This window comes from Kitasatospora sp. NPDC096140 (assembly GCF_040303045.1).
Lineage (GTDB): Bacteria > Actinomycetota > Actinomycetes > Streptomycetales > Streptomycetaceae > Kitasatospora.
Map to the genome: position 1 here is coordinate 19,723 of NZ_JBEOUW010000016.1, position 18,349 is coordinate 38,071.

Sequence of the window (18,349 nt, forward strand, 5' to 3'; positions counted from 1 at the left end):
TGTTGTTCACAGCGCACCCTTGGTCGACGGGAGGATGCCGGCCGCGCGCGGGTCGCGCTCGGAGGCGTAGCGCAGCGCACGGGCCAGCGCCTTGAACTGGCACTCCACGATGTGGTGGGCGTTGCGCCCGTACGGCACGTGGACGTGCAGCGCGATCTGCGCCTGGGCCACGAAGGACTCCAGGATGTGCCGGGTCATCGTGGTGTCGTAGCTGCCGATCATCGGCGCCATGTTCTCGGGCTCGGTGTGCACCAGGTAGGGCCGGCCGGAGAGGTCCACGGTGACCTGGGCGAGCGACTCGTCCAGCGGCACCGTGCAGTTGCCGAAGCGGTAGATGCCGACCTTGTCGCCGAGCGCCTGCTTGAAGGCGGCGCCGAGCGCGAGGGCGGTGTCCTCGATGGTGTGGTGGGTGTCGATGTGCAGGTCGCCGTCGGTCTTGACGGTGAGGTCGAACAGACCGTGCCGACCGAGCTGGTCGAGCATGTGGTCGTAGAAGCCGACGCCCGTGGAGATGTCGGTCCGACCTGTGCCGTCCAGGTCTATCTCGACCAGGACGGAGGTCTCCTTGGTGGTGCGCTCGACGCGTCCGATGCGGGACATTCGGGGTTACAGCTCCTTGATCACGGTGCGGACGGCGTCCAGGAAGGCGTCGTTCTCGGCGGGCGTGCCGGCGGTGACGCGCAGCCACCCGGGCACGCCGTTGTCGCGGACCAGGACGCCCTGGTCGAGGATGGCCTGCCAGACGGCGTGGGTGTCGGCGAAGCGGCCGAACTGGACGAAGTTGGCGTCCGAGTCGGTCACGTCGAGGCCCATCCCGCGCAGCGCGTCGACCAGCCGGTCGCGCTCCTCCTTGAGGCGGCCGACGTACCCGAGCAGGGTGTCGGTGTGCTCCAGGCAGGCCAGCGCGGTGGCCTGGGTGACGGCGGACAGGTGGTAGGGCAGGCGGACCAGCTGGACGGCGTCCACCACCGCGCGGTCGGCGGCCAGGTACCCCAGGCGCAGCCCGGCCGCGCCGAAGGCCTTGGACATGGTGCGGCTGACCACCAGGTTGGGGCGGCCCTCGATCAGCGGCAGCAGCGAGTCCCGGTGCGAGAACTCGACGTAGGCCTCGTCGACGACGACCAGGCTGGGCCGGGCGGCCTGGGCGGCCTCGTACAGCCGCAGCACGGTGTCGGCCTCGACGGCGGTGCCGGTCGGGTTGTTCGGCGAGCAGACGAAGACGACGTTCGGCCGGTGCTCGGCGATGGCCGCGAGGGCGGCGTCCACGTCGATGGTGAAGTCGTCGTTGCGCGGGCCGGAGATCCAGGCGGTGCCGGTGCCCCGGGAGATCAGCGCGTGCATCGAGTACGAGGGCTCGAAGCCGAGCGCGCTGCGCCCGGGGCCGCCGAAGGTCTGCAGCAGCTGCTGGAGCACCTCGTTGGAGCCGTTGGCGGCCCACACCTGTTCGCGGGTCACGGCGAAGCCGGTGGTCCTGCCGAGGTACGCCGCCAGGCCCTCGCGCAGCTCGACCGCGTCCCGGTCGGGGTAGCGGTTCAGCCCGCGTGCGGCGTCGGCGACGCGCTCGGCGATCCGGGCCACCAGCTCCTCGGGCAGCGGGTACGGGTTCTCGTTGGTGTTCAGCTGGACGGGGACGTCCAACTGCGGGGCGCCGTACGGGGACTGGCCGCGCAGTTCGTCCCGGATGGGGAGGTCGTCGATGTCCGTCACGAGCCGGGTACCGTCCAGTCGAAGCGGGCCTTGACGGCGTCCCCGTGGCCGGGGAGGTCCTCCGCCTCGGCCAGGTTGACCACGTGCGCGGCGACGTCCGCCAGCGCGTCCCGGTCGTACTCGACGACCTGGACGCCGCGCAGGAAGGTCTGCACCGACAGTCCGGAGGAGTGGCAGGCGCAGCCGCCGGTCGGCAGCACGTGGTTGGAGCCGGCCGCGTAGTCGCCCAGCGAGACCGGGGTCCAGCGGCCGATGAAGATCGCGCCCGCGTTGACGACGCGCTCGGCCACCGCGTGCGGGTCGCGGGTCTGGATCTCCAGGTGCTCGGCCGCGTACGCGTTGACCACGGCGAGGCCCTGGGTCAGGTCGTCGACCAGGATGATGCCGGACTGCTTGCCGCCGAGCGCCTCGGCGACCCGCTCGCTGTGCTTGGTCCTGGCGACCTGCACGGCCAGCTCGGCCTCGACCGCGTCGGCCAGCTCCGGGGAGTCGGTGACCAGCACCGAGCCGGAGGTCGGACCGTGCTCGGCCTGGCTGATGAGGTCGGCGGCGACGTCGGACGGCAGCGCGCTGTCGTCGGCGAGGACGGCGATCTCGGTCGGGCCGGCCTCGGAGTCGATGCCGATCCGGCCGGCGAAGTAGCGCTTGGCGGCGGCCACATAGATGTTGCCCGGGCCGGTGACCATGTTCACGGGGGCGCACTCCTCGGTGCCCAGCGCGAACATCGCGACCGCCTGGGCGCCGCCGACGGAGTAGACCTCGTCGACGCCGAGCAGCGCGCAGGCCGCCAGGATGGTCGGGTGGACCTGCCCGCCGAACTCCTTCTGCGGCGGGGAGGTGACCGCGATGCCGCGGACGCCCGCCTCCTGGGCCGGCACCACGTTCATCACCACGGAGGACGGGTAGACCGCCAGACCGCCCGGCACGTACAGCCCGACCCGCTCGACCGGCACCCAGCGCTGGGTGACCGTGCCGCCCGGCACCACCCGGGTGGTGTGCCCGGTGCGGCGCTGGTCCGCGTGCACGGCGCGCGCCCGGCGGATGGACTCCTCCAGCGCGGCGCGCACCTTCGGGTCCAGCGTCTCCAGGGCCTCGGTCAGCTGCTCGGCCGGGACACGGGTCGACTCCAGCCGCACGCCGTCGAAGCGCTCGGTGATCTCGATCAGCGCCGCGACCCCGCGATGGCGTACGTCCTCGGCGATCGGCCGCACCTTCTCCAGTGCGGCCGCCACGTCGAACTCGGCACGGGGCAGCAGGTCACGCGGGTCGTCGAGCGAGCCGCGGAGGTCGATTCGAGAGATCACGCCACCCAGTGTAAGGAGTGACCGGAATCGCTGGTCCCTCATTTCAGTCCGTGATACGAAAGGCGAGACGACCGGGGGACGGGGGAAACCATGGCGGATCGCGCTCCAGAGGGCTGGACCGACACCGAACGCGAGGTGTGGGAGGCCTACCACCAGGGCGAGATCCTGGACCTCCGCAGTGGCGAAGCCGACACCGACGACCCCTTCGGCGACGCCGTCTGGGGCGCCCGGCGCACCGTCCGCGCCGAGGTGCTCGCCCACCTGCTGCTGGCCGGCCCGGAGCCCGCCCCCGGGCACGTCGCCTCGCTGCGCCTCAGCGGCGTCCTGGTCACCGGCGCGCTCAACCTGGCCGGCGCCGCCATCGGCGCCTACGTCGAGCTCCACAACTGCCGCTTCGAGCACAAGATCCTCATCTCCGAGGCGGCGGCCTCCACGCTGCGCTTCGTGAACTGCCTGGTCCCCCGCCTGGAGGCCTCCCGGCTCTCCACCACCGGCGACCTCCACCTCGCCCGCTGCCGCTTCCCCGACGGCATCCGGCTCACCGACGCCCGGATCGGCACCGACCTGCTGCTCAACCAGGCCGTCATCGGCGGCGACCGCTACGGCCGCGCCGTCTCCGCCGACGGGATCACCGTCAACCAGGACTTCGAGGCCGAACGGATGGAGACCACGGGCGAGTTGAGCATCCGCACGGCCCGCATAGGCGGACGGCTCTCGCTCCGCGGCGCCCAGCTGCGCGCCGACCGGCGGCTCAACCACACCTGTCTCAACGCCGTCCGGGTCACCGTCGGCCACACCCTCTACCTGACCGGCTCGGCGGACCTCGGCTGGGTCGGCTCCCGCGGCTACTACGGCTCCGGCTACGGCGAGACCCCTCCGCCCGACGGCCCCGTCACCCCCTTCCGCGCCTTCGGGCGGGTCCGGCTCTCCGACAGCCGCTTCGATGGCGCCTGCCTGATCTCCGGCGAGTTCCACCTGGAGGATGACGACGAGCTCTCGCTGCGCCGCATCCACACCCCCGAGCTGCGCTTCACCTGCAGGTTCCGCCCGACCGGCACCGTCTCGCTCTCCCGCGCCCGGGTCGGCAACCTGGTCGACACCCCGCAGGCCTGGCCGCTCGGCAAGCACCTGGGCCTCACCGGCTTCGTCTACGAGAACCTGCGCCCGAGCACGGCCTTCCCGGTCCACGAGCGGATCGCGTGGCTGGAGGGCTCCTCCGTCGAGTTCCAGCCGGAGTCCTACGAGCAGCTGGCCGCCGCGCTGCGCCGCGACGGCGCCGACGACGACGCCCGCGAGGTGCTGTACGCCAAGCAGCGCCGCCGCCGCCGGACCCTGCCGCTGCCCGCCCGGACCTGGGGCGCCGTCCAGGACCTCACCGTCGGCTACGGCTACCGCCCCGGCCGGGCGGGCCTGTGGCTGCTGCTGGCCTGGATCGTCGGCAGCCTCTGGTTCTCCACCCACCCGCTGGACCCGCTCAAGGCCGACGAGCGCCCGCACTGGAGCCCGGTGCTCTACACCCTCAACCAGCTGCTGCCGATCGTGGACCTCAACCAGGGCGGCTGGAACCCGGGCGGCCTGTCCCAGTGGATCTCCGCCGCGCTGGTGATCATCGGCTGGCTGCTCGCCTCCACCGTCGTCGCGGGCGCCACCCGGATGCTGCAGCGCGGGTAGCCCGGACGGCCCGGACGGCTCGGCGCCCCGGGCGGTTCGGGCGGCGCCGACGGCGCCGATGGCACCGATCGTCGCGGGCGAGCGACGAACGGCGGGTCGGGGGAACTACGCTGTCCGCCGTGACAGAACGGCTTCCGCTCTTCCCGCTGAACACCGTGCTCTACCCGGGCCTGGTGCTGCCCCTGAACGTCTTCGAGGAGCGCTACCGCCGTCTCGTCGCCGACCTGCTCGAACAGCCCGAGGACACGCCGCGGCGCTTCGGCATCCTCGCGATCAAGGACGGCCGCGAGGTCGCCCCGGTCCGGGCCGAGGAGGGCCCGGCCGGGCCGCTCGACGGCCTCGGCACCGTCACCGGGGACCCGCTGGAGGCGATCTTCCCGGTCGGCTGCGTCGCCGACGTCGCCTCCGCCCAGCACCAGCCGGACGGCCGCTACGAGCTCCTGGTCACCGGCACCACCCGGTTCCGGCTCCACTCGGTGGACGCCTCCGGTCCGTACCTGACCGGCGAGATCGAGCCGATCGAGGAGCACCCCGGCGAGGGCTCCGGCGCCCTGGCCGCCGAGGTCGAGCGGGCGTTCCGGGTGTACCAGAAGCGCCTCGCCGGCGCCCGCGAGGCCAGCACCGTCGGCCGTCAGGACCTTCCCGACGACCCGCAGGTGCTCTCCTACCTGGTCGCCGCCGCCTCGGTGTTCGAGACCCCGGTCAAGCAGCAGCTGCTCGCCTGCCCGGACACCGCCCAGCGCCTGCGCACCGAACTCGACCTGCTGCGCCGCGAGACCGCCGTCCTCACCTGGCTGCCCTCGCTGCCCGCCGTCGACCTCACCCGCCAGTCCTTCAGCCCCAACTGACCCAGGAGCCCCCGGACCCCGCATGGCCAAGAAGACCAAGAAGGGCGGCCAGGGCACGCCCGCCACCGTCGCCCTGGAAGCCGCCGCCGTCCCGTTCACCGTGCACGCCTACGACCACGACCCGGCCGCCGCGTCCTACGGCGGCGAGGCGGCCGAGGTCCTCGGCGTGGCCGCCGAGCGCGTCTTCAAGACCCTGGTGGCCGACGTGGACGGCACCCTCACCGTCGGCGTGGTCCCCGTCGCCGGGCAGCTCGACCTCAAGGCGCTGGCCTCGGCGGTCGGCGGCAAACGCGCCGCGATGGCCGACCCCGCCGCCGCCGAACGCAGCAGCGGCTACGTCCGCGGCGGCATCTCCCCCCTGGGCCAGCGCCGCCCGCTGCGCACCGTCATCGACGCCAGCGCCCTCGCCCACGCGACCGTCTACGTCTCGGCGGGCCGCCGGGGCCTGGAGGTGGAGCTCGCCCCCACCGACCTCATCGCCCTCACCGGGGCCCGGACCGCCCCCATCGCCCGCTGACAGCCCACTCCCCGAGAGGGCACTGGACGAACCGGGAGCCCGCGCCCCCGGAAACGCCACAGGGCGGAAGCCCGGGGCCCGTACCGGACCACCGACCCTCCGCCCTGCGCCGAGCCTCAGACCCGGTCCTGCGGCCCCTGCGGGCTCTGCGGGCTCTGCGGCCCCGCCGGACCCTGCGGCCCCATCGGAGCCTGCGCCGTGGGCGCCCAGTACGGCGGCGGGTCCTCCTCCCGCTTCCCGACCGCCGCCGAGAGCGCGAGCAGCAGCACCATCGCCGCCATCGGCCACACCAGCAGCGCTCCCAGCGCCCCGAGGTCGATGTTCGCGTCGAAGTGTCCGCCGTTGCCGACCCGCCGGGCCTCCGCGATCAGGTCCTTGCTCGGCCCGAGCCACCGCCCGATCCGCCAGGCCCCCACCGACCCGAGCAGTCCGCCGACGACCAGCCCGAGCGCGACCGCGATGCCGCCCCCGCGCCGCCGGGTGACCAGGAACGCGCCGAGCGCGGTCAGGATCCCGGCGCCCAGGCCGATGATCGCGAACACCGCGTCGGCCCCGGCCCGCTGCTCGCCCTCGGGGTCCGCGTAGAGGATCCGGTCGCCGTCCACGACCAGCGGCACCTTCGGCGCCAGCCACACCCACAGCGCGGCCATCACCAGCCCGGCCACCAGGCAGGCGACGACGATCCCGGCCCCGATCCGCACCTCCGGCAGCAGCCGCTGCACCAGCGAGGTCCCCTGGGCGCCGGACGCGTCGGACGCGACCCCCTGCGGAGGCGCGTACGGGTCGGGCGCGGTGCCGGGCGCGGCGACGGGCACGGCGTCTTCCGGCGCCGCCTGCACATCGGTGTGGGCGGGATCCGGAGGTGTGTTCGGTACGGTCACAGGCCCCATCGTTTCACGACAGCCCCCGGAAGGGCCCAACCACCCGTTCGGCCCTTACCGGGAGACGGCCCGCCGGTACGCCCAGGTGGCCACGGCCAGCGACACCACGCCCACCCCGGCGCACACGCCCAGGTCTGCGAGCACCATCGCCCAGTCCGGGTCCGGCGTGAAGGTCCGCGCGAAGGCCTCCACCCCGTACGTGGAAGGCAGCAGGTCCCGCAGCCACAGCACCGGCTGCGGCAGGTGGTCGACCGGCAGCACGCCGAGCAGCAGCGCGGCGGACATCCCGAGCTGCCCGAGCATGGTCGCGAGCTCCTGCCGGGGCGCCAGCAGCCCGCAGGCGGCCCCCAGCCCGGACAGCGCGGCCCCGGCGAGCGGCACGACCGCCAGCAGCACCCACAGCTGCCCGAGCGGCAGCCCGAACATGACGGCCCCGACGGCCGCCGTGACGACCGTCCCCGGCAGCGTGAACGAGGCGTACGCGGCGGCCGCCCCGAGCACCACCGACGCCGCCGGCACCGGCAGCGTCGCGTAGTGGTCCAGGCCGCCGGTGGCCCGCAGCTTCCCGAAGTACTGGGCGAGCAGGTTCAGCGCGACGAACGCCACCACCAGCACGCTCGACCCGGCGACCACCGACCGCGCCGCCGAGGACTGCCCGGCCTCCACGACGCCCCGCATCATCACCAGGATGCCGAGGGACTGGAAGGTGGCGACGAACAGCAGCGGGATCCGCGCGACCCGCGCCCGGGCGAGCTGCGCCCGGTACACGGCGGCGAGGGCCGGCAGCAGCCGGGCCGCGGGGGCGAGCGGGGCGGGCCCGGCCGAGGTCCGGCCGGTCCGCGGCGGCGCCGAGAGCAGGGTCACTTGGCCAGTCCTCCGTGGCGGCCGCCCAGCTTGAGGTAGGCGTCCTCAAGGCTCGGGGTGGCGAGGGTGAAGTCGTCGAGCGCGGCGAAGGCCGGGCCGGTGGTGACGGCGGCGACCAGTTCGCGGGCCTGCTCGGGGCTGGTGCGGACGGTCCAGCGGCGGCCGGTGCACTCGGCCCGCTCGCGCAGCGCGGCGACGGCGGGCACGCCGACCGGCGCCTCGTCGCGCCAGACCAGGTCGAGCCGGACGTCGCCGTCCACGAGCGCCTTGAGTCCGCCGGGCGTGTCGCAGGCGATGACCCGGCCGTCGTCCACCACGGCGACCCGGTCGAGCACCGTCTCCGCCTCGATCACGTTGTGGGTGACCAGCAGCACGGTCGTCCCGTGCTCGGCGCGGCGCCGGTCGACGGCGCTCCACACGGCCCGCCGGGCGACGGGGTCCATGCCGGTGGTCGGCTCGTCGAGGACGAGCAGCGGCCGGTCCCCGACCAGGGTGGCCGCGAAGCAGGCGAGCCGCCGCTGCCCGCCGGACAGCTTGGCGAGCGGCCGGGCGGCGATGGCGGTCAGCCCGAGCTCGTCCAGGACGTTCCCGGCCTCGGTCCGGGCCCGGGCCCGGTCGAGCCCGCGCAGCCGTCCGGTCGTCTCGGCGGCGAGCGCGACCGTCAGCTCGTCCAGCGCGGTGGATTCCTGCCCGAGGTAGCCGAGCAGCCGGGCGGCCCGCTCGGGGTGCCGCACGACGTCGTGGCCGAGGAGTTCGACCGTTCCGGAGTCGGGGCGCAGCAGACCGGTGATCTGGCGGACCAGCGTGGACTTGCCGGCGCCGTTGGGTCCGAGCAGCCCGAAGATCTCACCCCGCCGGACGGTGAGGCTGATCCCGTCGTTGGCCCGGATCTCGGTGGCGGCCGCGCCGCGCCCGCTGCGGTAGGTCCTGACCAGGTCGCGCACGACGACGCACGGCGGGGTTTCCTCGGGTGCTCGCCCGGCCGTCTCACTCACGACCGGAGACTCTACGCGCTCATACGGGCGAACCGGACACGGGGCCCGGTCGCCGGAGGCCTCGGTCACGCCCGGCCGCCGGTCGGGTGCCCGTCCGTCACCGTCCCGGTCGCCGCCCCGGGCACTCCGGTCGCCGCCCTCGGCCCCCCGGTCGCCGCCTCAGTCGTCGACGACCATCGATCCGCCGGGCACCCTCGCGGCCATCTCCTTCCAGAACCCCGCCCGGATGGCGTAGCGGTCGTGCTCGTCGATCTGGTCGTCCTTGTGCGCGAGCAGTCCGAAGCGGGCGGCGTAGCGGAGCAGCTCGCCGTCGACGCGGTGCGGGATGCGCGGGTAGTCGGGCCACAGCACGGTGAGCCGTTCGAAGTCGCCGATCCGGTCGCTCCAGCGGCGGGCGAAGACCTGCCCGACCTCGTGGGCGTCCCCGCCGATGGAGGTGATGTCCTCCTCGCGGTCGGCCCAGCGCTGTTCGGCGGTGGTGAGCTGGGCGAGCGTGGGCAGGTTGTCGCCGGCGGTGACGGCGGGCTCCGGGGCGGGCCGGTCGACCCAGCCGCGGTCGGAGGACCACCGCAGCACCGGCCCGGCCTGCGCGACGGCGCCGTGCCCGTTCGTGCCGTGCCCGTTCGCGCCGTGGCCGTTGGTGCCGTGCCCGTTCGTAGCGTGGCCGCCGTGCCCGTTGACCGCGTGGCCGACCGCCCCGTGCCCGTTCGCCGCCGGGGTGATCGGTGTGACGGACGGGGCCCGCCCGGCGAGGTCCTTCGGGGTCGGGACGACCTTGAGCGCGGCCGCCGACTGCGGCCGCTCGTCGCCGGCCGGGGCGGTCGCCGCCGCCACCGCCGCCGGGCGGACCGCCGGAGCCACGCCGGGCAGCGCGGCCGGGGCCGCCGGCGGGGCGGCGAGGATCTTGGCGATCTCCTGCCGCGCCCCGGGTGCCGGGAAGAGGTTGGAGTTGTCCCGCAGCGAGAACGAGCCCTCGATCCACTCCCGGTCCAGCACCCGCCGCTCGTCCGCCTCGCCGACCAGGTCCTCGGACTGGTTGAAGTCACCGTCGGCGGCCTGCAGTGCCCAGAGGTGGACGGCGACGCCGTGCTCCTTGGCGGTCATCATGCCGGGCAACAGGTCACCGTCGCCGGTGATCAGTACGACGTCGGCGCAGGCCCGGTTGCGGGCGAGTTCGGAGAGCTCGGCGTGCATCGCGGCGTCCACGCCCTTCTGCACCCACCGCCCCTCCGCCCGGGTGAGCGCACCGAGCCGTACGGTGACCCGGGGCAGCACGCGCAGCCGGCGGTGCTCGGGCATCGGACGCCGGTCGGGTGCGGCGTCGAACCAGTAGATGCGCAGCAGCGGCAGCCCGGTCTCGGCCTCGGCGCGTTCGCGTAGCGCGGTGATGAGGGCCGTGTGGTTCACCGTGACCTTGGACCGCGACGGATCCCCCGCGAGCAGGCTGGCGGCGGCGCCCAGCAGGTATCCGGCGTCCACCAGGACGACACAGCGGTCCATCGCGCACCTCTTTCCGCTCGCCCTCGGAGTCAGTCGGGTGGGTCGTTCGGGGTGGGCGGTCCGCCCTCCGTACGGGCGTGCCGAGGTGAGGGGCCCCCGTCGTCGCCCGATCGTTGGGTCACCTTTTACCCGGGGTTCGCCCGCCGAACCTTGCCGGATGTCCCGGTACCGCAACAGCCGCCCCAACGGCGCGCAAAGAACGCGAAGGCGGGCCCCGTTCAACGACGGAGCCCGCCCGGGGTCACGCGGCGGTGCACCGGCCCTCGGGCCCGGGGTCCGTCCCCGGGCTCCGAGTTCCGGGGTTTCAGGCCTTGAGCTCGGCGGCGACCAGCTCGGCCAGCTGGACGGCGTTGAGCGCGGCGCCCTTGCGCAGGTTGTCGTTCGAGACGAACAGCGACAGGCCGTTGTCCACGGTCTCGTCGACCCGGATGCGCCCGACGTAGCTCGGGTCCTTGCCCGCGGCCTGCAGCGGGGTGGGGATGTCGGACAGCTCGACGCCGGGGGCGCCGGTGAGCAGCTCGACGGCGCGCTCGGGGCTGATCGGGCGCTCGAAGCGGGCGTTGATCTGCAGCGAGTGGCCGGAGAACACCGGGACGCGCACGCAGGTGCCGGCGACCTTCAGTTCCGGGATGCCGAGGATCTTGCGGCTCTCGTGGCGGAGCTTCTGCTCCTCGTCGGTCTCGTTGGAGCCGTCCTCGACGATGGAGCCGGCCAGCGGCACCACGTTGAAGGCGATCGGGCGCTGGTAGACCTTGGGCTCGGGGAACTCGACCGCGTCGCCGTCGTGGGCGAGCCCGGCGGCGCCGTCGATGACCTTGGAGGCCTGGCCCTGCAGCTCGGCGACACCGGCGACGCCGCTGCCGGAGACGGCCTGGTAGGTGGAGACGACCAGCGCGGCCAGGCCGGCCTCCTCGTGCAGCGGGCGCAGCACGGGCATGGCGGCCATGGTGGTGCAGTTCGGGTTGGCGATGATGCCCTTGGGGCGGTCCGCGACGGCCTCGGGGTTGACCTCGGAGACCACCAGCGGGACCTCGGGGTCGCGGCGCCAGGCGGAGGAGTTGTCGATGACGACGGCACCGGCCGCGGCGACCTTGGGGGCGAGGGCCTTGGAGGTGGCGCCGCCGGCGGAGAAGATCACGATGTCGAGGCCCGTGTAGTCGGCCGTGGTCGCGTCCTCGACGGTGACCTCGGTGCCCTGCCAGGGCAGGGTGCGCCCGGCCGAGCGGGCCGAGGCGAACAGCCGCAGCTGCTCCACCGGGAAGTCACGGTCCGCCAGGATCTCGCGGACCACGCTGCCGACCTGGCCGGTGGCACCGACAATGCCGATCTTCATTTCCGACTACTCCTCTGAATGGTGCTGTTCACAGCCGCACTCTGCCCATCATGCCTTGTCCCGCGGGCGGGGCGACCTGCCGTTTCACTGCTTGAGAGGGGGGCCACCGCGCGGGAGGCCCTCCGGACGGGCGGAGGCTAGCGGTCCAGACCATTCACCAGGTCCAGCGCAGCGCGGACCTCCGCCGCTCCCGCCGGGAGCAGCGGCAGCCGGACGTCCGGGGTCGGGATCCGCCCCTGGGCGTGCAGCACGCCCTTGGTGACCGCCGGGTTCGGCGCCGCGAAGGCGGCCAGGGCCAGGCCGGTCAGCCGGTGCCCGAGGGCCCGTGCCCGGTCGACGTCCCCGGCCTGCCAGGCCTGCGCCAGCTCCACGAACCGGCCGGTGGCCAGGTGGGCGGAGGCGAGGATGCCGCCGGGCCCGCCGAGCGCCATCATCGGCGAGAGGAAGGCGTCCTCCCCGGCCAGCACCGCGAACCCGGCGGGGGCGGCGGCGAGCAGCTCCACGCCCGCCTGGTCCAGCCCGCCGGTGGCGTACTTGACGCCCACCACGCCGTCGATGGCGGCGATCTCGCGCAGCGCGGCGGCCGACAGCTGCTGCCCGGTGCGGTACGGGATGTGGTAGACGACCAGCGGCAGCGGGCTGCTCGCGGCCAGCGCCCGGAAGTGCGCGACCGTCCCCGCCTCGCCGGGCCGTACGAACGCCGGGACGGTGACCAGCGCGGCCGTCGCCCGCGGCACCCGCGCGGCGAGCGCGGCCAGCGACTCGGCGGTCGCCCCGGTGTCCCCGCCGTGCGCGCCGACGATCAGCTGCGCCCCGCGCGTGGCGCAGGCGGCCGCGGCGACGTCCACCACCGCGTCCCGCTCCTGCGCGCTCAGCGCGGCCGGCTCACCGGTGGTGCCGAGCGCGACCAGTCCGGCCGCACCGGCGTCGAGCAGCTCGTGGGCGAGCTTCTCCAGCGAGTCGAGGGCGACGCTGCCGTCGGCGGCGAACGGGGTGACGAGGGGGACGTAGATGCCCTTGAGTTCCATGTCCACGATCCTGCGGCCGCCGTCACCGCAGGTCCAGTTCACATTTCCGACGCTTCTCGTAAGCTGAGCCGATGCTCGACGTCCGACGCCTGCGCCTGCTGCGCGAACTCGCCCACCTCGGCACCATCGCGGCCGTGGCCGAGGCGCTGTCCTTCAGCCCTTCCGCGGTCTCCCAGCAGCTGTCCGTCCTGGAGAAGGAGGCCGGCGTCCCGCTGCTGGAGCGCACCGGCCGGCGGGTCACCCTCACCCCGGCCGGGCGCAACCTGGTCCGGCACGCCGAGTCGGTGCTCGCCCTGCTGGAGCAGGCGGGCGCCGAACTCGCCCACGCCAAACGGGGGTTGGCCGGTCCGCTGCGGATCGGCACCTACCCCTCGGCGGCCCGCGCGATCATCCCGGCGGTGATGGCGGAACTGGCCGCCTGGCACCCCGGGCTGGAGCCGATGGTCACCGAGGTCGACCCGGCGGCCGTCGGCGCGGCCCTGCGCGCGGGCGAGCTGGACGTGGCCCTGGTGCACGAGTACGACCTCGTCCCGGCCGACCCCGAGCCCGGCCTCGCGGCGACCCGCCCGGTCTTCACCGAACCCATGTACCTGGCCGCCCGCACCCCGGGGACGATCGCCGAACAGCGCGGCGCGCCCTGGATCATGTCCCCGCCCGGCACGCTCTGCCACACCATGGCCGTCCGCGCCTGTGAGGCGGCCGGCTTCGCCCCCCGGATCCGCCACCAGATCGACGACTTCACCACCGTCCTCGCCCTGGTCGCCGCCGGGCAGGGCGTGGCCCTCGTCCCCCACCTCGGCACCGCCCAGCCCCCGCCCGGCGTGGTCCTCACCCGACTCCCGATGTACCGCCGCACCCGCGCCGCCTTCCGGGCCGGCGCCGGCTCCCACCCGGCCATCTCCGCCTTCGTCTCGGCGCTCCACACCGCGGTACCGCCGGGCCTCGGCAGCGGCTCCTGAAGCCGGGAGCAGGAGTTCCCCGTGCCCGGGAGGGGCACGGGGAACCACGCGCAGCGGAAGGCCGCCGCCCGCACTCAGGATCCGCCGGTCGGACGCACCCGCAGGGGCCTCACACCACCAGACAGCTGGGCCCGAGCAGCTGCTTCAGGTCCCCGAACAGCGCCGGGTCCGACTTCACCCGGTGCCGGTCGAGCCGCAGCACCGTCGTCTTGGTGCGGCTCTCCAGCCGCACCCGGACCTCGGTGGTGCCCCGGTGGCTCCCCAGCACCTCGCCCAGTCGCGCCACCAGCGGCGGCGTGACCTTCCCGCTCGGGATGTTGATGACGATCGGTGCCTCGGCGTGCGCGTTCGACAGGTCGGGGACGGACAGCTCCATCCCCATCAGCCGCGGCACGTCCTCCCGCTTGTCGAGCTTGCCGCGCACGAACACCACGGCGTCCTCGACCAGTTGGGAGGACACCAGCTGGTAGCTCGCCGGGAAGAACATGCAGTCGATCGAGCCCGCCAGGTCCTCGACGGTCGCGATGGCCCAGGCGTTGCCCTGCTTGGTCATCTTCCGCTGGAGGCCCGAGATGATGCCGCCGATGGTGACGATCGTGCCGTCCGGCCGTTCCGCGAGGTCGGCGACCGCGCAGTCCGCCTTGTCGGCGAGCACGTGCTCGATGCCGTGCAGCGGGTGCGAGGAGACGTACAGGCCGAGCATCTCCCGCTCCTGGGTGAGCAGGAAGGCCTTCTCCCACTCCTCCTCGGAGAAGACGACGTCGAGCCCGAAGCTCGGCTCGTCGGCCGTGGCGTCGCCGCCGAAGAGGTCGAACTGCCCCTCGGCCTCCTTGCGCTTCACGCCGACGACGTTGTCGATCATCGGCTCGAACTGCGCGCTGAGCCCCTTGCGGGTGTGCCCGAGCGAGTCGAAGGCCCCGGCCTTGATCAGCGATTCGACGGTCCGCTTGTTGCAGACCACCGACTCGACCTTGTCCAGGAAGTCGGGGAAGGAGGAGAACTTCCCCTTGGTCTTCCTCGTCCGGATCATCGAGTCGACCACCGGCCCGCCGACGTTGCGGATGGCGGTGAGGCCGAAGCGGACGGTGTCGTCACCGTGCGGGGTGAAGTCCGAGTCCGACTCGTTGACGTCCGGCGGAAGGACGTTGATGCCCATCTTGCGGCACTCGTTGAGGTAGACCGCGGACTTGTCCTTGTCGTCCTTGACGGACGTGAGCAGGCCGGACATGTACTCGGCCGGGAAGTTCGCCTTGAGGTAGGCCGTCCAGTACGAGACCAGTCCGTAGCCCGCAGTGTGGGCTTTGTTGAACGCGTAGCCGGAGAAGGGGACGAGGACGTCCCACACCGCCTGGATGGCCGCGTCGGAGTAGCCGCGCTCGCGGCAGCCCTTCTGGAAGGGGACGAACTCCGCCTCCAGGATCTCCTTCTTCTTCTTGCCCATGGCGCGGCGCAGCAGGTCCGCCTGGCCGAGCGAGTAGCCGGCGAGGATCTGCGCGGCCTTCTGCACCTGCTCCTGGTAGACGATCAGGCCGTACGTCGGCCGGAGCACCTCCTCCAGGGGCTTCTCCAGCTGCGGGTGGATCGGGGTGATCTCCTGCTGGCCGTTCTTGCGCAGCGCGTAGTTGGTGTGGGAGTTGACGCCCATCGGGCCCGGTCGGTACAGCGCCAGGACGGCCGAGATGTCCTCGAAGTTGTCGGGCTTCATCAGGCGCAGCAGCGAGCGCATGGGGCCGCCGTCGAGCTGGAAGACGCCGAGCGTGTCACCGCGCGAGAGGAGCTCGTAGGTCGGCTTGTCGTCCAGGGGCAGATCAAGCAGGTTGATCTTGATGCCCTTGTTCTTCTCGATCGCCTTGACGGCGTCGTCCATGATCGTCAGGTTGCGCAGGCCGAGGAAGTCCATCTTGAGGAGGCCGAGCCCCTCACAGGTGGGGTAGTCGAACTGCGTGATGGTGACGCCGTCGGTGTGCCGGGTCCAGACCGGGATGTGGTCGGTCAGCGGCTCGGCGGACATGATGACGCCGGCGGCGTGCACGCCGGGCTGGCGGATCAGGCCCTCGATGCCCCGCGCGGTGTCGATGACCTTCTTGACGTCCGGGTCGGTCTCGTACAGGCCGCGGATCTCGCCGGCCTCGCTGTAGCGCGGGTGCGAGGAGTCCGTGATGCCCGACAGCGGGATGCCCTTGCCCATGACGTCCGGCGGCATGGCCTTGGTGATCCGGTCGCCCATCGCGTACGGGTAGCCGAGGACCCGCGAGGAGTCCTTGATGGCGGCCTTCGCCTTGATGGTGCCGTACGTGACGATCATGGCGACCTTGTCGGACCCCCACTTCTCCGTCACGTAGCGGATCACGTCACCGCGCCGGCGCTCGTCGAAGTCGATGTCGACGTCGGGCATGGAGATGCGCTCGGGGTTGAGGAAGCGCTCGAAGATCAGGCCGTGCGGGATCGGGTCGAGGTCGGTGATGCCCATCGCGTACGCGACCAGCGAGCCGGCCGCCGAACCACGGCCGGGGCCCACCGCGATGCCCTGGCTCTTGGCCCACATGATGAAGTCGGCGACCACGAGGAAGTACGCCGGGAACCCCATCTGGATGATGGTGTCCATCTCGTACTCGGCGAGCTTCTTGTGCTCCTCGTCGTACCCGCCCGGGAAGCGCCAGTCCATGCCCTCCCAGACCTTGGACTTGAAGAAGTCCGCCTCGGACTCGAAGCCCTCCGGGATGGGGAAGCGGGGCATGAGGTTCTTGAACTTGAACATGCCCTCGGTGTCGACGCGCGAGGCGACGAGGAGCTGGCTGTTGCGGCAGCCCTCCTGCCAGGCGTCCGAGGAGTCCAGCGCGTACATCTCGGCGGCGGACTTGATGTAGTAGCCGGTGCCGTCGAAGCGGAAGCGGTCCGGGTCGGAGAGGTTCTTGCCGGTCTGGACGCAGAGCAGCAGGTCGTGCGCGCCGGCGTCGGCCTCGGTGGTGTAGTGCGAGTCGTTGGTGACGACCGGGGGGATGTTCAGCTTCTTGCTGATCTCCAGCAGCCCGTCGCGGACCCGCTTCTCGATGTCGAGGCCGTGGTCCATCAGCTCCAGGAAGTAGTTCTCCTTGCCGAAGATGTCCTGGTAGTCGGCGGCGGACTTCACGGCCTCGTCGAACTGGCCCAGGCGCAGCCGGGTCTGCACCTCGCCGGAGGGGCAGCCGGTGGTGGCCATCAGGCCGCCGGAGAGCTCGGAGATCAGCTCCTTGTCCATCCGGGGCCACTTCACCAGCCAGCCCTCGGCGTAGGAGCGCGAGGTCAGCTTGAAGAGGTTGTGCAGGCCCTCCTTGTTGCGGGCCCAGATGGTCTTGTGGGTGTACGCGCCGGACGCGGAGACGTCGTCCTTCTTCTGGTGCGGCTGGCCCCACAGGATGCGCTTGGTGTTGGAGCGCGACTCGGGGGCGACGTACGCCTCGATGCCGATGACGGGGGTGATGCCGGCGTCGGTGGCCTGCCGGTGGAACTCGGCGGCGCCGTACATGTTGCCGTGGTCGGTCATCGCCACATGGGTCTGACCGAGGCGCTCGACCTCCTTGAACATCTGCTTCAGCCGGGCGGCACCGTCCAGCATCGAGTACTCGGTGTGGACGTGCAGATGCGCGAACGGCTGGTCGCTCAAGGCGGGGCCTCCGGAGGCTCTGGTGCTGGTCTGGTGGGCCGGCGAACGCGCGGGTCACAGGGAGGGGAAGCCCTGGAAATGGATGTGGCCCGGACCGCCTCACGGGGTCCGGACCATCACTCACACGTTCACGCGTCCACTCTAGCCCGCCGTCGAGCCGCCGCCGAGCCGTGTCGCGGCGGCCGTCCGGACGGCCGAGTGCTCCATCGGGTCGTCCCGCAGGCGGGCCAGGCGGTCCCGGACGTCGGGGCGGTCGGGGGCGTGCTCGACGCCGAGCAGCCGGGCTCGCGCTTCGCAGTCCCAGAGTGACTCGGTGTACGCCTCGGCCGTGCCCGCGGAGCCGAGCGCCGCCAGTGCCTCCAGGTACGACGGGCGCTCGTGCGAGTGCGGCGTCCACAGCCAGAAGCGGCGCAGGAGGGAGATCGCCCCGGCGGCCTGCGCACCGGCCCGCGCCAGCCCGCGCGCCGTGCGCATCGGGCCGCACCAGGTGCCGTCCACCCAGTCCCGCTCCAGCTCGGCGAGCAGCGCCGGGACGTCCGGCTCGCCCCCCGGCCGGTCCGGCGGCGCCACGACGGGGAGCTCCCCCTGCCCCGCCTCCTGCGCCTCCTGTGCCTCCGGTGTCTCCGGTGTCTCCGGCGGCAGGTGCGCCCGCAGCGCGTCCCGGGCTTCGGCCGAGCCGCCGCGGGCCAGCAGCGCCAGCACACCGGCCGCCCGGTCGCGGGTCCCCTCGTCTGCGGCCAGCATCCCGACGACGGGGGCGAGCGGCAGCTCCAGGTCCCGGACCAGCCGGGCGAGGTACAGGTGGCGGTCGTCCAGCGCGGCGTCCCAGCGCCACTCCCAGCGGATGCAGCCGTACACCAGGTCGGCGGCGGCCGCCGGATCCTCCGCCGCCATCGTGGCGCCCAGGCCGCGACCGCGCTGCAGCAGCCCGGGGAGGGTGTTCGGCGGTGCGTACTCGTGTCTCCGCTGTGTCACGTGGTCCATCGTGCCGCAGCCCTCGATCGCCCGGACAACGCCCTCCGGCACCTCCGCCCTCCGGTGGATCGCGGACCGGCACCGGCGATCCCTCAGCCCAGGCGTTCGACCGGCTGGCGCACGA

The 18,349-nt window shown here is 73.1% G+C and carries 15 protein-coding genes; 4 read left to right on the top strand and 11 right to left on the bottom strand.

Annotated features, from left to right (window positions below; all coding sequences use genetic code 11):
• Nucleotides 1-6: 6 nt before the first annotated feature.
• From hisB to hisD, 3 genes are read right to left on the bottom strand one after another with little or no spacing between them, the layout of a single operon-like run.
• The gene (gene hisB, locus ABT048_RS18475) at nucleotides 7-600 is read right to left on the bottom strand and encodes an imidazoleglycerol-phosphate dehydratase HisB (RefSeq protein WP_218198172.1); all 594 of its coding nucleotides are present in this window, start codon (nucleotides 598-600) and stop codon (nucleotides 7-9) included.
• A gap of 6 nt (nucleotides 601-606) precedes the next feature.
• Nucleotides 607-1,707 (bottom strand): histidinol-phosphate transaminase, encoded by a 1,101-nt coding sequence (locus tag ABT048_RS18480; RefSeq protein WP_350522464.1) that lies wholly within the window; start codon nucleotides 1,705-1,707, stop codon nucleotides 607-609.
• Entirely contained in the window at nucleotides 1,704-3,011 is a 1,308-nt protein-coding gene (hisD, locus tag ABT048_RS18485; RefSeq protein ID WP_350522465.1) for a histidinol dehydrogenase, read from the bottom strand. The genes ABT048_RS18480 and hisD overlap by 4 nt, the downstream gene beginning before the upstream one ends.
• A gap of 90 nt (nucleotides 3,012-3,101) precedes the next feature.
• Here hisD and ABT048_RS18490 point away from each other — a divergent pair, with 90 nt between their 5' ends.
• From ABT048_RS18490 to ybaK, 3 genes are all read left to right on the top strand, one after another.
• Nucleotides 3,102-4,682 carry an oxidoreductase gene (locus tag ABT048_RS18490; protein WP_350522466.1) on the top strand — a complete coding sequence of 527 codons (1,581 nt, stop codon included), beginning with the start codon at nucleotides 3,102-3,104 and terminating at the stop codon, nucleotides 4,680-4,682.
• Between the two features lie 119 nt (nucleotides 4,683-4,801).
• Nucleotides 4,802-5,530 (top strand): LON peptidase substrate-binding domain-containing protein, encoded by a 729-nt coding sequence (locus ABT048_RS18495; protein WP_350522467.1) that lies wholly within the window; start codon nucleotides 4,802-4,804, stop codon nucleotides 5,528-5,530.
• A gap of 22 nt (nucleotides 5,531-5,552) precedes the next feature.
• Entirely contained in the window at nucleotides 5,553-6,047 is a 495-nt protein-coding gene (gene ybaK, locus ABT048_RS18500) for a Cys-tRNA(Pro) deacylase (protein WP_350522468.1), read from the top strand.
• Between the two features lie 116 nt (nucleotides 6,048-6,163).
• Here ybaK and ABT048_RS18505 read toward each other — a convergent pair whose 3' ends face one another.
• The 6 genes from ABT048_RS18505 to ABT048_RS18530 form a co-directional block, all read right to left on the bottom strand.
• On the bottom strand, nucleotides 6,164-6,928 hold the full coding sequence (locus ABT048_RS18505; RefSeq protein WP_350522469.1) for a hypothetical protein: 765 nt from the start codon (nucleotides 6,926-6,928) through the stop codon (nucleotides 6,164-6,166).
• Nucleotides 6,929-6,982: 54 nt separating this feature from the next.
• A complete protein-coding gene (locus tag ABT048_RS18510; RefSeq protein WP_396547568.1) occupies nucleotides 6,983-7,792 on the bottom strand; it encodes an ABC transporter permease in 810 nt (269 codons plus the stop codon).
• A complete protein-coding gene (locus ABT048_RS18515) occupies nucleotides 7,789-8,787 on the bottom strand; it encodes an ABC transporter ATP-binding protein (protein ID WP_350522470.1) in 999 nt (332 codons plus the stop codon). The genes ABT048_RS18510 and ABT048_RS18515 overlap by 4 nt, the downstream gene beginning before the upstream one ends.
• A 159-nt stretch (nucleotides 8,788-8,946) precedes the next feature.
• Nucleotides 8,947-10,287 carry an NYN domain-containing protein gene (locus ABT048_RS18520; protein ID WP_350522471.1) on the bottom strand — a complete coding sequence of 447 codons (1,341 nt, stop codon included), beginning with the start codon at nucleotides 10,285-10,287 and terminating at the stop codon, nucleotides 8,947-8,949.
• Between the two features lie 304 nt (nucleotides 10,288-10,591).
• Nucleotides 10,592-11,620 (bottom strand): aspartate-semialdehyde dehydrogenase, encoded by a 1,029-nt coding sequence (locus ABT048_RS18525; protein ID WP_350522472.1) that lies wholly within the window; start codon nucleotides 11,618-11,620, stop codon nucleotides 10,592-10,594.
• A 137-nt stretch (nucleotides 11,621-11,757) separates the two neighbouring features.
• Nucleotides 11,758-12,690 carry a dihydrodipicolinate synthase family protein gene (locus ABT048_RS18530; protein WP_402802428.1) on the bottom strand — a complete coding sequence of 311 codons (933 nt, stop codon included), beginning with the start codon at nucleotides 12,688-12,690 and terminating at the stop codon, nucleotides 11,758-11,760.
• Between the two features lie 29 nt (nucleotides 12,691-12,719).
• Between ABT048_RS18530 and ABT048_RS18535 the strand changes: the two genes are divergently transcribed.
• Nucleotides 12,720-13,607 (top strand): LysR family transcriptional regulator, encoded by an 888-nt coding sequence (locus tag ABT048_RS18535; protein WP_350522473.1) that lies wholly within the window; start codon nucleotides 12,720-12,722, stop codon nucleotides 13,605-13,607.
• A 109-nt stretch (nucleotides 13,608-13,716) separates the two neighbouring features.
• Here the strand turns inward: ABT048_RS18535 and dnaE are convergent, their stop codons facing one another.
• Both dnaE and ABT048_RS18545 read right to left on the bottom strand, forming a co-directional pair.
• A complete protein-coding gene (dnaE, locus tag ABT048_RS18540; protein WP_350522474.1) occupies nucleotides 13,717-17,250 on the bottom strand; it encodes a DNA polymerase III subunit alpha in 3,534 nt (1,177 codons plus the stop codon).
• A gap of 141 nt (nucleotides 17,251-17,391) precedes the next feature.
• The gene (locus ABT048_RS18545) at nucleotides 17,392-18,225 is read right to left on the bottom strand and encodes a hypothetical protein (protein WP_350522475.1); all 834 of its coding nucleotides are present in this window, start codon (nucleotides 18,223-18,225) and stop codon (nucleotides 17,392-17,394) included.
• Nucleotides 18,226-18,349 lie beyond the last annotated feature (124 nt).